Source organism: Bradyrhizobium erythrophlei (genome assembly GCF_042430365.1).
Lineage (GTDB): Bacteria > Pseudomonadota > Alphaproteobacteria > Rhizobiales > Xanthobacteraceae > Bradyrhizobium > Bradyrhizobium erythrophlei.
In genome coordinates, this window is sequence record NZ_JBHMET010000274.1 from 150,894 (window position 1) to 164,458 (window position 13,565).

The 13,565-nt window shown below is 64.3% G+C and carries 13 protein-coding genes; 7 read left to right on the forward strand and 6 right to left on the reverse strand.

Features of this window, described 5'->3' with window-relative positions:
* Positions 1-10: 10 nt before the first annotated feature.
* Positions 11-1,309, reverse strand: coding sequence for an enoyl-CoA hydratase-related protein (locus ACFFWD_RS42655; RefSeq protein WP_376975419.1), 1,299 nt, complete (start codon positions 1,307-1,309; stop codon positions 11-13).
* Between the two features lie 136 nt (positions 1,310-1,445).
* On the opposite strand from ACFFWD_RS42655, the gene ACFFWD_RS42660 reads away from it, so the two are divergent.
* The 5 genes from ACFFWD_RS42660 to ACFFWD_RS42680 all read left to right on the forward strand — a co-directional run bounded on the left by ACFFWD_RS42660 (position 1,446) and on the right by ACFFWD_RS42680 (position 6,417).
* Entirely contained in the window at positions 1,446-2,627 is a 1,182-nt protein-coding gene (locus ACFFWD_RS42660) for an acyl-CoA dehydrogenase family protein (RefSeq protein ID WP_376975420.1), read from the forward strand.
* A gap of 74 nt (positions 2,628-2,701) precedes the next feature.
* The gene (locus tag ACFFWD_RS42665) at positions 2,702-3,460 is read left to right on the forward strand and encodes an SDR family oxidoreductase (protein ID WP_376975421.1); all 759 of its coding nucleotides are present in this window, start codon (positions 2,702-2,704) and stop codon (positions 3,458-3,460) included.
* Between the two features lie 18 nt (positions 3,461-3,478).
* Positions 3,479-4,273, forward strand: a complete 795-nt coding sequence (locus tag ACFFWD_RS42670) for an enoyl-CoA hydratase-related protein (RefSeq protein WP_376975422.1) — start codon at positions 3,479-3,481, stop codon at positions 4,271-4,273.
* A 41-nt stretch (positions 4,274-4,314) separates the two neighbouring features.
* Positions 4,315-5,247 (forward strand): 3,5-dioxohexanoate:acetyl-CoA acetone transferase, encoded by a 933-nt coding sequence (gene kce / locus ACFFWD_RS42675; protein WP_376975423.1) that lies wholly within the window; start codon positions 4,315-4,317, stop codon positions 5,245-5,247.
* A gap of 24 nt (positions 5,248-5,271) precedes the next feature.
* Positions 5,272-6,417 carry an acyl-CoA dehydrogenase family protein gene (locus tag ACFFWD_RS42680; protein ID WP_376975424.1) on the forward strand — a complete coding sequence of 382 codons (1,146 nt, stop codon included), beginning with the start codon at positions 5,272-5,274 and terminating at the stop codon, positions 6,415-6,417.
* A gap of 13 nt (positions 6,418-6,430) precedes the next feature.
* On the opposite strand, the gene ACFFWD_RS42685 is transcribed toward ACFFWD_RS42680, so the two are convergent.
* Genes ACFFWD_RS42685 through ACFFWD_RS42695 form a run of 3 tightly spaced genes read right to left on the reverse strand, consistent with a single transcriptional unit; the run spans position 6,431 to position 8,938 of the window.
* On the reverse strand, positions 6,431-7,615 hold the full coding sequence (locus tag ACFFWD_RS42685; RefSeq protein ID WP_376975425.1) for an acyl-CoA dehydrogenase family protein: 1,185 nt from the start codon (positions 7,613-7,615) through the stop codon (positions 6,431-6,433).
* Positions 7,608-8,489 carry an HpcH/HpaI aldolase/citrate lyase family protein gene (locus ACFFWD_RS42690; protein WP_376975427.1) on the reverse strand — a complete coding sequence of 294 codons (882 nt, stop codon included), beginning with the start codon at positions 8,487-8,489 and terminating at the stop codon, positions 7,608-7,610. Before ACFFWD_RS42690 ends, ACFFWD_RS42685 begins: the two co-directional genes overlap by 8 nt.
* A complete protein-coding gene (locus ACFFWD_RS42695) occupies positions 8,486-8,938 on the reverse strand; it encodes a MaoC family dehydratase (RefSeq protein ID WP_376975428.1) in 453 nt (150 codons plus the stop codon). Before ACFFWD_RS42695 ends, ACFFWD_RS42690 begins: the two co-directional genes overlap by 4 nt.
* A gap of 125 nt (positions 8,939-9,063) precedes the next feature.
* Here ACFFWD_RS42695 and ACFFWD_RS42700 point away from each other — a divergent pair, with 125 nt between their 5' ends.
* Positions 9,064-10,077: an NADP-dependent oxidoreductase gene (locus ACFFWD_RS42700; RefSeq protein ID WP_376975429.1), complete on the forward strand. Its 1,014-nt coding sequence runs from the start codon at positions 9,064-9,066 to the stop codon at positions 10,075-10,077.
* A 13-nt stretch (positions 10,078-10,090) separates the two neighbouring features.
* Here the strand turns inward: ACFFWD_RS42700 and ACFFWD_RS42705 are convergent, their stop codons facing one another.
* Entirely contained in the window at positions 10,091-10,966 is an 876-nt protein-coding gene (locus ACFFWD_RS42705; protein ID WP_376975431.1) for an SDR family oxidoreductase, read from the reverse strand.
* 137 nt (positions 10,967-11,103) lie between these two features.
* Between ACFFWD_RS42705 and ACFFWD_RS42710 the strand changes: the two genes are divergently transcribed.
* The gene (locus ACFFWD_RS42710) at positions 11,104-11,907 is read left to right on the forward strand and encodes an enoyl-CoA hydratase/isomerase family protein (protein WP_376975432.1); all 804 of its coding nucleotides are present in this window, start codon (positions 11,104-11,106) and stop codon (positions 11,905-11,907) included.
* Here ACFFWD_RS42710 and ACFFWD_RS42715 read toward each other — a convergent pair whose 3' ends face one another.
* A complete protein-coding gene (locus tag ACFFWD_RS42715) occupies positions 11,908-13,533 on the reverse strand; it encodes an AMP-binding protein (protein ID WP_376975433.1) in 1,626 nt (541 codons plus the stop codon). It abuts the gene before it with no gap.
* Between the last annotated feature and the right edge of the window lie 32 nt (positions 13,534-13,565).

Genomic DNA, 13,565 nt, shown 5'->3' on the forward strand with positions numbered 1-13,565 from the left:
GCTGCGCAGACTAGCCGAGCCCTGCGGCAATCAGCCCGCCGAGATAGCCGGGGAAGCCGCCTTGGGTGACCAGGAGATAGTCGGCGGCTCGCCGTTCGGCCTCATCGAGCTCCGCGCGCCAGCGCGCGGCCACCGCTCCAGCCTCGGTCAGCCGGGCCCGCAGCAGCTCCTTGCCCCAGGATTTAGGCTCATCATCGAGCCAATAGGTCGCCCCGGCAATCCGGCCATCGAAGCCCACCTTCCACCGCGGCTCGACGCGGAACCCGGCGCGTGCAAACGCATCGGAGAGTTCCTGGCCGCGCTCCGACTGCGCATCCAACACGTTCAAGACGGCGGCGACCGCCTGCGTGACCTTCGGACTCAGTCCATTCTTCTTCAGCCGATCATGATCGAGCCGGCCGAGAAACAGTGTCCTGATCATGTTGCGCGGCTCACGCCGCTGGATCAGCCTTGCAAAGATCTGCATCTCGGTTCGGATCGCGGTATCGAAGGCTTGCGGAAACCCCTGTTCGACACAGTCGAGAATGGCGAGTGGCGCCGGATAGTGTCCAAGCGTCTCGGCCAGGACCTTTGCCCGGCTCTCGCCGATCATGGCAGGTGCGCGCGGCGCGTCTTCGGCACGCCAGTCCGGCCGATCCCAGGACTGGATCGCCTGCGGTCGCGACAGCACCCAGCGCTCGGCGGCAGCAACCTCTTCGCCCGGCACCACCAGCTCATGTGCGAGTCCGGCCGCAATGGCGGCCTGCCCGCCGATCCGCGCGCCGTCGAGCAACACCGGCAGCGCCGCCTCGATCCCGATCAGGCGCGGTAGCCGCTGTGTTCCGCCACCGCCCGGCAGCAATCCGACGAGTGACTCCGGCAGACCGAACGTGGCTTGCGGATGATCCGCAATGATTCTGTGATGCGCGGCGAGCGCGAATTCGCAGCCGCCTCCCAAAGCGAGGCCGGAGATCGCGACCGCAACCGGCTTGCCGGCGGTCTCGAGCCTCCGCAAGCCATGGCTCAGCCGAAAGAAATGATCGAAGGCGAGACGGTCACGCTCCGCGGATGGCGCCGCCATGATCATGTCGTAGGCCGTCTCGAGTTCAGCCAGGTCCGCGCCCGCGCAGAACGCCGACGGCTTGCCGGAGCGGATCACGACACCGGCCGCGTCGCTTTGCTTGAGCCAGTCCGCGAACAGGCCAAGCTCTTCGATCGCCGCGTTCGAGAACACGTTCATCGAACGGCCCGGCATGTCGAAAACGAGATGCAGGACGCCATTCGGCGACAATTCGCAGCGAAACTGCTTCAGTTCCGGTCCGACCGGCATCGTTCCCTCTCCCGTTCCCATTACCGTTACCGTTCATTGGTGTACGATTACGCTTGCCTAGACGCCGTTTCGGGTTGTACACCAAATCCAAATACTGTACACTAGCTAACTAAATCAGACAGGACGCCGTTTGACAATGATCGAGCGCACGATCTTCCGCGAGGAACATGAAATTTTCCGGGAAACGGTCCGCCGCTTCGTCGACCGTGAGATCGTGCCCTTCCATGCCAAATGGGAAGAGGACGGCATCGTTCCGCGGGACCTGTGGCTGAAGGCCGGCGCCGCCGGCCTGCTGTGCTGCACCGTTCCAGAGGAATATGGCGGCATGGGGCTTGATTATCTCTTTGATGTCGTCGTGTTCGAAGAGCTCTGGCGCTCCGGCGCCAGCGGACCGGGCTTTCTGATCCATACCGACCTGGTCGCGACCTATATCCTGTCCTTCGGCACCGAGGCGCAGAAGCGCAAATGGCTGCCCAGGATGGTCTCGGGCGAAGCGATCGGCTCGCTCGGCATGACCGAGCCGCACGCCGGAAGTGATCTGAAGGCGATCCGGACGCGCGCAACCCGCGACGGCGACGATTTTGTCATCAACGGCCAGAAGGTGTTCATTTCCAACGGCCAGCTCTGTGACTTCGTCGTGCTCGCGACCAAGACCGACAGCCATGCTGGCGCCAGAGGCGTCACCCTGTTCATTGTCGAGAGCAACCGGTCCGGCTTCAAGCGCGGCCGGAACCTGGAAAAGCTCGGCATGAAGGCGCAGGACACCTCGGAGCTGTTCTTCGACAATGTCCGGATTCCCGCCGGCAATCTGCTCGGCAAGGAGGGCAAAGGCTTTGCCCAGATGATGACCAAGCTCTCGCAGGAACGACTGGCGCAGGCCATCCGCTCGGCGACGGTCACCGAGACGGTCATCGACTGGACGCTGCAATATACCTCCGAGCGCAGCGCGTTCGGCCAGAAGCTAGCCGACTTCCAGAACACCCAGTTCAAGCTGGCGGAGCTGAAGACCAAGGCGGCCGTTGCGCGCGTCTTCACCGACAAATGCATCTCGCTCTTCATGGATGGCAAGCTCGATCCCGTCGACGCAGCGATGGCCAAGATGTTCACGTCAGAGCTTCACTGCGAAACGGTCGACGAGTGCCTGCAATTGTTCGGCGGCTGGGGTTACATGTGGGAATATCCGATCGCGCGAGCCTATGCGGATGCCCGGATCGTCAAGATCGCCGGCGGCTCGATCGAGATCATGAAGACGATCATCGCCCGGCAGATGTATTCGCAGCACGGGTTCGACATTCAGAAGAATGGGTCGGCCTCCTAGGCCTCCCCTGCCCTTCGAGACATCGAGGGGCGCCGCCAAGCTACAGAACGACCAAACGACAAGGGAGATCAGCGTTGAAGGGCCTATCGGGAAAAGTTGCCGTGGTAACAGGCGGCGGACAGGGCATTGGACGAGGATTGACGCTGCGGCTGGCCGAAGAAGGCTGCAAGATCGCGATCTTCGACATCAACCCGCAAGGTGGTGAAGAGACCGCAAAGCTCGCGCCGCAGGCCGTGATCAAGACCTACGCAGTCGACGTCGGGGACGCCGCCTCCGTCGAGGCGGCCGTCGCCAAGGTCGAAGCCGAACTCGGCCCGATCTGGCTTCTGGTCAACAATGCCGGCTGGGACCGGCCGATGCCGTTCCTGAAGACCGACAAGGAGCTTTGGGACAAGATCATCCGCATCAACCTCTATGGGCCGCTCAACACCCACAAGGCGATCGCGCCTCTGATGGCCGAGCGCGGCGGCGGCCGCATCGTCAATATCGCTTCCGACGCCGCGCGGGTCGGCACCAGCGACGAGGCCGTCTATTCCGCCTGCAAGGGCGGCCTGATCTCCTTCACCAAATCGCTGGCGCGCGAACTGGCGCGCAAGAACGTGCTGCTCAACGCGGTCTGCCCCGGCCCGACCAACACGCCGATGATGGCGGCGGTGCTTGGCGAAGGCGAGCACGCGGTGAAGTGGAAAGACGCCATGGTCAGGGGCATTCCGCTCAAGCGAATGGGCGAGCCGGACGACTACGGCGGGATCGTCGCGATGCTCGCCTCCGACGACGGCAATTTCATCACCGGCCAAACCATTTCCGTCTCCGGCGGAATGAACATGATCTAACGCGCGCGAGGAAACGCCATGACCGATCCCAAGCAATTCACCGATGTGCTCTATGAAGTCCGCGACCGCGCCGCGTGGATCATCATCAACCGGCCGAAGGTCTACAATGCGTTCCGGGCGCGCACGCTGGACGAACTGATCCAGGCCTTCCAGCTCGCCGCCAATGACCGGCAGGTTGCCAGCATCGTGCTGACCGGCGCCGGCGAAAAGGCGTTCTGCACTGGCGGCGACCAGTCCGCGCATGAGGGCCAGTATGATGGCCGCGGCGTGGTCGGCCTGCCGATCGACGAATTGCAGGGCCTGATCCGCGACGTGCCCAAACCGGTGATCGCCCGGGTCAACGGCTTTGCCATCGGCGGCGGCAATGTGCTCGCCACGCTGTGCGATCTGACGATCGCGGCCGACACCGCGCAATTCGGGCAAGTCGGTCCGAAGGTCGGCTCGGTCGACGCCGGCTGGGGCACGGCCTTCCTGGCGCGCCATGTCGGCGACAAGAAAGCGCGCGAGATCTGGTTCCTCAACGAGCGCTATTCCGCCGAGCAGGCCCACGAGATGGGCCTCGTCAACAAGGTCGTTCCCGCCGCCGAGCTCGATGCCGCAGTGAATGACTGGACCGACAAGCTCGCGCAGCGTTCGCCGACTGCGCTTGCGCTCGCCAAACGATCCTTCAACGCCGACTCCGACAACATCCGCGGCATCAGCAACTTCGCCCTGCACGCGGTGAAGCTGTTCTACGACACGGCGGAATCGAAGGAAGGTGTCGCGGCGTTCAACGAGAAGCGCGACCCGGACTTCCACAAGTTCGCGCGATGACGGCTGCGCCGTCGCGGCTCACAAGCTGAAGAGACCAGGCCATGGCGGCGTCGCACAAGGTGATCATCTCCTGCGCGGTCACGGGATCGATCCACACGCCCTCGATGTCACCGCATCTGCCGGTGACCGCGGCCGAGATCGCGGAGTCCGCGCTCGGCGCTGCCGCCGCGGGTGCCGCGATCGTGCATCTGCATGCGAGGAATCCGGTCGATGGACGACCGGATCAGTCGCCGGAAGCCTTCGAGCCCTTCCTGCGGGTGATCAAGCAGGGCTCCAACGTCGTCGTGAATCTGACGACCGGCGGCTCGCCCTACATGACGGTGGAGGAGCGCGTCCGCCCGGCGGCGACCTGGAAGCCGGAGGTCGCAAGCCTGAACATGGGATCGATGAATTTCGGCCTGTTCCCGATGCTCAAGCGCTACACGTCGTTCAAGCATGACTGGGAGCCGCAGATGCTGGAAGGCTCCCACGATCTCGTCTTCCGCAACTCGTTCAAGGATATCAGATACGCACTGGAGACGCTGAACGGCTCGGGCGCGCGCTACGAGTTCGAATGCTACGACACCAGCCATCTCTATAACCTGCACTATTTCTGGACCGAGGGATTGGTAAAGGCGCCGCTGTTCATCCAGACCTGCTTCGGTCTGCTCGGCGGCATCGGCTCGCATCCCGACGACGTCATGCACATGAAGCGCACGGCGGACCGGCTGTTCGGCAGCAACTACCGCTGGTCGGTGCTCGGCGCCGGCCGTGCCCAGATGCAGGTCGCCGCGATGGCGGCGTCGATGGGCGGCCATGTGCGCGTGGGGCTCGAAGACAGCCTGTGGATCGGTGCCGGCCGCCTCGCCGAGACCAATGCGGCGCAGGTGACGCAGGTTCGCAAGATCATCGAAGGCCTCGGGCTCGAGATCGCGAGCCCCGACGAGGCGCGCGACATTCTCCAGCTCAAGGGTGGCGACAAGGTCGCTTTCTAGTTTCTCCAACGTCACGGTTCGGCCATGCTGCAAAATCGCCCGGTCTTCGACGAAGAGCACGTCCTGCTGCGCGACAGCGTCCGCCGCTTCGCTGCATCAAAAATCGCGCCGCACTTCCAGGACTGGGAGAAGGCCGGGATCATCGACCGTGCGCTGTGGCCGGCGGCCGGCGAGGCCGGCCTGCTCTGCCCGCAGGTGCCGGAGCAGTATGGCGGCATCGGCGGCGACTTTCGCCACAACGCCGTTGTCATCGAGGAGCTCGCTTATTCGGGCTTCGCTGGTCCCGCGACCGACTTCTCGGTCCACAACGACGTCTGCTGCGGCTATCTCCTGAGCTACGGCACCGAGGAGCAGAAGACAAAATGGTTGCCGCGCATGGTCGCGGGCGAAACCGTTTGCGCGATTGCCATGACGGAGCCCGGGACCGGCAGCGATCTGCAGGGCATCCGCACCCGCGCCCTCCGCGAGGGAGATGAGTACGTCATCTCCGGCCAGAAGACCTTCATCTCGAACGGCCAGATGTGCAATCTCGTCATCGTGGTCGTCAGGACCAATCCGGACGGCGGCTCGCGCGGAATGAGCCTGATCCTGGTCGAAACCGACCGCCCAGGCTTCCGGCATGGCCGCAACCTCGACAAGCTCGGCCACCTCTCCTCCGACACGTCGGAGCTGTTCTTCGACGAGGTCCGCGTGCCCGTGACGAACCTCTTGGGCGCGGAAGGCGGCGCGATGGCGGCGCTGATGAGCGAGCTGCCGCAGGAGCGGTTGACGATCGCGCTCCACTCGATTGCCTCCGCGCAAAAGGCGTTCGACATCACCAAGGCCTACGTCCTGGAGCGCAAGGCCTTCGGTCAAGCAATCGGAACGTTCCAGAACACGCGCTTCAAGCTGGCCGACCTGAAATCCGACCTCATGGTCGGATGGGCCTATGCCGACCAGTGCCTGGCCCAGCACGTCCGCGGCGAGCTGACGACCTATGCCGCCTCAACGGCAAAGCTCTGGATCACGGAGATGCATGGCCGTCTGGTCGACCAATGCCTGCAATTCTTTGGCGGCTACGGTTTTATGCGCGAATACGAGATCTGCCGACTGTTTGCCGATGCGCGGGTGCTGCGCATCTATGGCGGCACGTCGGAGATCATGCGCGAGTTGATCTCGCGCAACCTTTGACAGCAGCCGTCGCTCAGTAGCTCTTCGGCAGATCGAGCACCTTTTCGGCGATGAAGCTCAGGATCAGCTGTTCGGTGATCGGCGCAAGCCGGGTGATCGAGACTTCGCGGAACAACCGCTCGACGTGATATTCCTTGGCATAGCCAAAGCCGCCATGGGTCATGATGGCCTGCCAGGCGGCATCGTGGCCGGCGCGCGCGCCGAGCAATTTGGCGCTGTTGGCTTCGGCGCCGCAGGGCTTGCCGCTGTCGTAGAGCCAGGCGGCGCGCATCGCCATCAGCCAGGCCGCTTCCAGATACATCCACTTCTCGGCAAGCGGATGCTGGATCGCCTGGTTCTGGCCGATCGGACGGTCGAACACCACGCGCTCCCGGGCGTAGCGCGTCGCCCGGCGCAGCGCATCCTGCCCGATGCCAATGGCTTCGACCGCGATCAGGATGCGTTCGGGATTGAGGCTGTGCAGGATGTAGGAAAAGCCCTTCCCCTCCTCGCCGATCCGGTCGGCTTCCGGAATGAACAGGCCATCGATGAAGATGGCGTTGGAATCCACCGCCTTGCGTCCCATCTTCGGGATGCGGCGCACCTCGATCTTCGAGCGATCAAGGTCGGTGTAGAAGATGGTGATGCCGTCGGTCGGCCGCTTGCAATCCTCGAACTTCGTGGTCCGCGTCAGCAGCATGATCTTGTTGGCGATCTGCGCGGTCGAGGTCCAGACCTTCTGGCCCTGGACGAGATAGCCGCCCGGCACCTTCTCGGCAAAGGTCTTGATGCGCGTGGTGTTCAGCCCGGCATCCGGCTCGGTGAAGCCGAAGCAGCATTGGTCCTCGCCCGAGACCAGCCGCGGCACCCAGCGCCGCTTCTGGTCGTCCGTGCCCTTCACCACGATCGAGTGCGGCCCGAACAGGTTGATATGAACCGCCGACGCCGAGGTCATGCCGCCGCCATGGCTTGCCACCTCGTGCATCATGATCGCGGCTTCGGTGACGCCGAGGCCTGAGCCGCCATATTCCTCCGGCATGGTGATGCCGAGCCAGCCGGCATCCGCCATGGCGCGATGGAATTCGCGCGGAAACTCGCCGTCCTCGTCGCGCGCCAGCCAGTATTCGTCGTCGAACCGCGTCACGACGGCGCGCACGCCCTCGCGGATCGCGGCATGATCCTCGGGGACGTCGAGCTGATTGGAGAATGATCTATCCATTCGCATGACCCTCCCCGACCGATGCCAAGGTTCGCCGTGCCGCGACCAGATGCGGAATGTCGTACATCTTGCCGTCGATCCCGACGGTGCCGACATCGGGCGCAGCCGCGAACGCCGCAACGACGCGCCGCGCATGCGCAAGATCGGCATCCGACGGTGTGAAGCAGGTGTTGATGGTTGCTACCTGATCGGGGTGGATCGCGATCCGGCCGACGAAGCCGTCCCGGCGTGCGATCCTGCAACTTTCGGCAAGACCGTCCTGATCCCTGAAGTCCGCATAGAGCGTCTCGAGCGCAGCCACGTCGGCCGCGCCGGCGGCAAACAGGCACTGCGCCCGCGCCACCTGGTACGGAAACGTCCAGCTTCCGTCGGCCTCCTTGTTGGTGAGCGCTCCCAGTGCAGCGCTCAGGTCTTCCGCGCCCCAGGTCATCCCTACGAGGCGCTGGTTCCTGCTGATATAGCCGTTGAAGCCGATCATCGCGGACGGCGTCTCGGTCGCCACGACCAGCAGCTTGACGTGACCGGGCGCGACGCCGGTGGCAACTTCCAGCACATCGACATAGTGCGAGATGAGATCAACGTCCTCGATGCCGTTGACCTTGGGGATCAGGATGCCGTCAAGACCCGGACGCACCACCGCCGCCAGGTCTTCCAGCGTCAGCCCGGTGCCGAACGGATTGATCCGCACCAGGAACGACCAGTCCCTCGGACCGCCGCCCAGCAGGTCCTTCACGGCGCCGCGGGCAAACGCTTTTCGGCCAGGCGCCACGGAGTCCTCGAGATCGAGGATCAGCGCGTCAGCGCCGATGCCGTCGGCCTTGGCGAACTTGCGCTCGCTGTCGGCAGGAACAAAAAGGAGCGAACGAAGCTTCATGCCGGCCTCCGCATCATCAACCCGTTCCTGCGGCAATAGACCACCTCTTCGTCGCGCTGATTGAAGCCGCGATGTTCGAAGGTCACGATGCCCTGTGTCGGTCTCGATTTGCTCTCGCGCACGGCGACGACCTTGGTCTCGGCACGCAGCGTGTCGCCGGCGAACACCGGACGCGGGAACCGCGTGTCCTCCATGCCCAGATTGCCGACGGTCGTTCCAAGTGTCGTGTCCTGGACCGACAGACCGATGATCAGGCCGAGCGTGAAGATCGAATTCATCAAGGGCTTTCCGAACTCCGTGCCCTTGGCATATTCGTGATCGATATGGACCGCCGCCGGATTGTAGGTCAGCGACGAGAACAGGATGTTGTCCATGTCGGTCACGGTGCGCCGGATCTCATGGGCAAAGGTCTGCCCGACCGAAAATTGCTCGAAGTAGAGCCCCGCCATGTGTTTGCCTCTTGCTTTGCAGGGTTTGAAGCGGCGGCCGAAGCCGCCGGAACGTCCTTGTCTCCCGCCTGTTTTCTACCGTATAGTCATATCGTACACAAGCGTACTAATTATGAGGAGCGCTCATGGCCCTTCGTGAGAACCGGCAGGTGCGGCTCGTGGCGCGGCCGCGTGGGGTACCGCAGCCCGAGCATTTCGCGCTGGTGACGGAACCGGTCGCCGCGCACGGCAGGGGCGAGATCCTGATTGCAAATCGCTATCTCTCCGTCGATCCGGCGCAACGCGGATGGGCCAATGACGAGGGGAACTACAGCGCACCGGTACCGCTCAATGCGCCGATGCGCGCACTCGCGGTCGGCGAGATCCTCGAAAGCAATGCAGCAGGATTTCGCAGCGGCGAGTATGTCTACGGATGGTTCGGCTGGCAGCGTTATTGCGTCACAACGCCGGAATCGGTGCTGCGCCGCGTTACCGCTTCGAGCCTGCCGCTGAGCGCCAATCTCAGCGTGCTCGGCATGAACGGTATCACCGCGTACCTCGCCCTTCATGGCCTGGGCGATCCCAAGCCCGGCGAACATGTCCTTGTCTCGACCGCGGCGGGCAGCGTCGGAAGCTTTGTCGGCCAGCTCGCGCAGATCGCAGGTTGTCGTGCCGTAGGGCTGACCAGCTCCGCCGACAAGGTCGCGCTGGCCAAATCCCGCTACGGCTATCAGGGCATGATCAATTACCGCGAGGCGGCCGACCTCGGCGCAGCGATCCGCGCCGCGTGTCCTGAAGGAAACGATATCTTCTTCGACAACACCGGCGGCCCGATCGCCGATGCCGCCATTCGAACCATGCGGCTGCGCGGCCGCGTGATCCAGTGCGGCACGGCCGCGAATGCGTCGTGGACACCTGTCCCCACCGGCCCGCGCCCGGAACGGGAAATCCTGACGCGGCGCCTGCGATGGTCAGGCTTCATCATCTTCGACCACGTCGCCGAATTCGAAACCGCGGCAGCACGGCTGGCTGAGTTCGCGATTGCCGGCAGGATTGTCCACGACGAGGAGATCCTGCCGGGCCTGGACCACGCGCCCGGCGCCATTGCCCGGCTTTACCGCGGCGAGAACCACGGCAAGCTGATGATCGCGGTGGATTGAGCGGCCGCCGGGCTTACGCGCTCGCCTTGCGCCTCATCACCTCGGGCAGTTTCGCGCGATGGAAGCCCTCGAACGGCACGCTCTTGCTGTGCGGCTCGAGCTTCCAGGTGGTGCGGGCATTCGGCGTTCCGCCATCGACGCGCAGACACGAGCCGGTGATATAGGCGGCCGCCGGCGACAGCAGATAGGTGATGGCGGCCGATATTTCCGCCTCCGTGCCAAAGCGCTGCAGCGGCACACGTTCGGTGAACTCGTGCAGCTTCTTCTGCATGTCCGGCGTGTAGGTATCGAAGCCGCTCGAGACGATGCCGCCGGGCGCGACGGCATTCACGCGTACGCCCGACGATGACCATTCGCAGGCTGCCGTCTCGGTCAGGGTCAGCATGCCGCCGCGCGCGGCCGCCGAATGGCCGAACTCCGGCCAGCCGTGCCAGATGTCGGCGATGATGTTCACGATCGCCCCACCGTTCGCCTCCATCCAGCGGTTATAGACCTCGCGCATGAAGATGAAGCCGCCGGTCAGATTGTTGCGCACGACCGCCTCGAACCCCTTGGTCGAGATCGCCTTCAACGGGGCGCGGAACTGGCCGCCGGCATTGTTGACCAGGCCATCGATGCGTCCATATTTCAGCAGCACCGCGTCGATCGCAGCGGCCACCATGGTCTCGTCGCGGATGTCGCAGGCATGGCTCATGGCCTGCCCGCCATCCTCTTCGATCTCGTGCTGCACGTCGGCGAGTTTCTCCACCGTCCTGCCGAGGATCACCACGTTGGCGCCGAGCGCAGCGAGCTCGTGCGCGGTGCAGCGCCCGATGCCGCTGCCGCCGCCGGTCACGATGACGGTCTGCCCCTTGAACAGCTCCGGCCTGAACACGGATTGGTACGGCATCTCCCTGGCTCCCTGAAGGTCTTCTGGCTGTTGCGGCCTGCCGTCTTGCGGCTATGGGCCACGACGAGCATTGCGCCCAATGATCGTACACTATATTACTATTTACGATCAACGACAATCAACGATGGGAGCGCACCGTGACGCAGCCGAACACCATCACGATAGAGACAAGTGGCACGATCGAGATCGTGACCTTGAACCGGCCGGAGCAGTTGAACGCCGTCTCGCCCGAGATGATCGCGGAACTGACGGCCTATTTCTCCGGACTCCATGACCGGCCGGCGGCGCGCGTCGTGATCCTGCGCGGCAATGGGCCCGAGTTTTCCGCGGGCGCCGAGCTTGGATCGGACGCCTTTGCCGCCCCCGGCAAGGGCCGGCCGCAGCGCCAGCTCAGGATGCAGCAGAACTACTCCGGCGTCATCCGCCTGATGCGGTCATGTCCGCAACCGATCATCGGGCTGGTCCACGGCGCGGCCTGCGGCGCGGGCTTTTCCTTCCTGCTCGCCTGCGACGTGCGCTTTGCGGCCCCTGATGCCCGGATGAATGCCGCCTATATCCGGATCGGCGTCGGCGGCTGCGATATGGGCTCAGGTTACCTTCTGCCCCGCCTCGTCGGATTGTCCGTGGCCTCCGAGTGTCTGCTCACCGGGCGCTTCCTCAAGGCCGAGCGGGCGAAGGCGATCGGCCTCGTCAGCGACATCGTGCCTGCGGACCAACTGCTCGCGAAGGGACTGGAGTTTGCCGCGGAGATGCTGCGCGTCTCGCCCATGGGATTGCGGCTGACGAAGCAGGCGCTGAACGTGCTGATCGACGCGCCGAGCCTCGATGCGGCGCTGATGATGGAGGACCGGCAACAGGTCATCCTGCTGGAGACGCATGATCACGCGGAAGCCGTCGCCGCGTTTCGCGAGCGACGGGACCCGATCTATTCCGATCAGTGACTACTTTGCGTCGGCAAACGCGGCGGCGATCTCCCGCAACTTGAACTTCTGGATTTTTCCGCTGGCCGTGCGCGGAAGCTCGGCCACAAGCTCCACCCGTTCCGGCCAAAACTGCTTCGCCATCCTGGCCTCGCCGAGATAGGCCTGCACTGCCGCGAGATCGATCGCGCTTCCCGCGCGCGGCACGATGAACGCACAGCCGCGCTCGCCGAGCCGGGCATCCGGAAAGCCGACCACGGCCACGGCGGCGACCGCGGGATGCTTGTAGAGCAGATTCTCGATCTCGACGACCGGCACGTTCTCCCCGCCCCTGATCAGGATGTCCTTCACGCGGCCGGAAATGCGGATGTAGCCGTCCTTGTCCATATAGGCGAGATCGCCGGAATCGAACCAGCCATCGCTGTCGAAGGTCGAGAGCTCGGGCCGTTTGTAATAGCCTTTAAACATCTGGGCGCCACGAACCAGCAATCGTCCGGGCTCTCCCGTCGGCGCCGGCCGTCCGTCAGTATCGACGATCCTGACTTCCATGCCCTCGAGCGAACGGCCGTCCGTGCTCGCCGACTTCTCCGCCGCGCGCACGGGCTCGGTGAGCGTGCCGGACAAAACCTCGGTCATGCCCCAGAGCGAGCAGACCTTGAGGCCGAGTTCGTCGGCTGCCCGCTCGATCAGGACGGATGGGATCGGGGCGCCGCCGCACAGGAAGGACCGGAGGCTCCGAGGCTGCGGCGCGCCCGCTTTTACGGCCTCACAGATGTCGCTGAGGAACGGCGTGGACGCCGCCGTGTAGGTGACGCCCTCGCGCGCCATCAGGCCGACGCCGCGCTTGGCCTCCCAGACATCCTGCAGGATCATGGTGCCGCCGAGATAGACCGAGAGCAGCACGATTGCGGCATAGCCCGTCATGTGCCCCACCGGAGAGGCCACCAGCAGCACGTCGCTGGAATCCAGCCCGAACCGTCCCGACAGCGCCTTGCAGCAGGCAATCAGCGAGTTCGACGTATGCATGACGCCCTTGGGCTCGCCTGTGGTGCCCGACGTGAACATCAGCACCGCCATATCATCCGGGCGCAAGCCGGCAGGAAGCTCGCCGGCTTCGGACGACAGCAGCATCCGCTCAAAACTCGTCTCGCCCTCGCCGTCGACGACGATCACCTGTTTCAAGTGTGGCAGCTCGCTTCGCATGCCCTGCGCCATCGCCGCGTACTCGAAACCGCGATAGGCCTTTGGCACGATGAAGACCTTCGCCTCACAGAAGTTCAGGATGTAGAGCAGCTCGCGTTCCCGCAGGATCGGCATCACGGGATTCATCACCGCGCCGATCTTGCTGCAGGCAAACGCGGTGACCACGAATTCCCACCAGTTCGGCAGTTGCACGGTGACGACATCGCCGCGCCCGACCCCGAGCCGCAGCAGCGAGCTCGCGGCGCGATCGGCGAGCCCTTCCAATTCGGCGTAGCTCAATCGACGTGCCTGGTCTCGATCCGCCCGGTCGGCGACGATCGCGACCTTGTCGGGCGCTTTCGCGGCCGCTTCGGACAGAAGCTGATCGACGGTCTTGTCCAGCCAATATCCGGCCTGGCGAAACCCGGCGTGAGACGCATCGCGCTTGGCGGCGGCTATGGTCATGTGTCCCTCCTCTGATGGCTCCCTTCCGGTTT

Excerpts from the sequence above, each read along its gene's own strand:
- ACFFWD_RS42660 (WP_376975420.1), top strand. The coding sequence starts at position 1,446 with ATGATCGAGCGCACGATCTTCCGCGAGGAACATGAAATTTTCCGGGAA.
- ACFFWD_RS42655 (WP_376975419.1), bottom strand. The coding sequence starts at position 1,309 with ATGCCGGTCGGACCGGAACTGAAGCAGTTTCGCTGCGAATTGTCGCCG.
- ACFFWD_RS42680 (WP_376975424.1), top strand. The coding sequence starts at position 5,272 with ATGCTGCAAAATCGCCCGGTCTTCGACGAAGAGCACGTCCTGCTGCGC.
- ACFFWD_RS42690 (WP_376975427.1), bottom strand. The coding sequence starts at position 8,489 with ATGAAGCTTCGTTCGCTCCTTTTTGTTCCTGCCGACAGCGAGCGCAAG.
- ACFFWD_RS42670 (WP_376975422.1), top strand. The coding sequence starts at position 3,479 with ATGACCGATCCCAAGCAATTCACCGATGTGCTCTATGAAGTCCGCGAC.
- ACFFWD_RS42685 (WP_376975425.1), bottom strand. The coding sequence starts at position 7,615 with ATGGATAGATCATTCTCCAATCAGCTCGACGTCCCCGAGGATCATGCC.
- ACFFWD_RS42715 (WP_376975433.1), bottom strand. The coding sequence starts at position 13,533 with ATGACCATAGCCGCCGCCAAGCGCGATGCGTCTCACGCCGGGTTTCGC.
- kce (WP_376975423.1), top strand. The coding sequence starts at position 4,315 with ATGGCGGCGTCGCACAAGGTGATCATCTCCTGCGCGGTCACGGGATCG.
- ACFFWD_RS42700 (WP_376975429.1), top strand. The coding sequence starts at position 9,064 with ATGGCCCTTCGTGAGAACCGGCAGGTGCGGCTCGTGGCGCGGCCGCGT.
- ACFFWD_RS42705 (WP_376975431.1), bottom strand. The coding sequence starts at position 10,966 with ATGCCGTACCAATCCGTGTTCAGGCCGGAGCTGTTCAAGGGGCAGACC.
- ACFFWD_RS42695 (WP_376975428.1), bottom strand. The coding sequence starts at position 8,938 with ATGGCGGGGCTCTACTTCGAGCAATTTTCGGTCGGGCAGACCTTTGCC.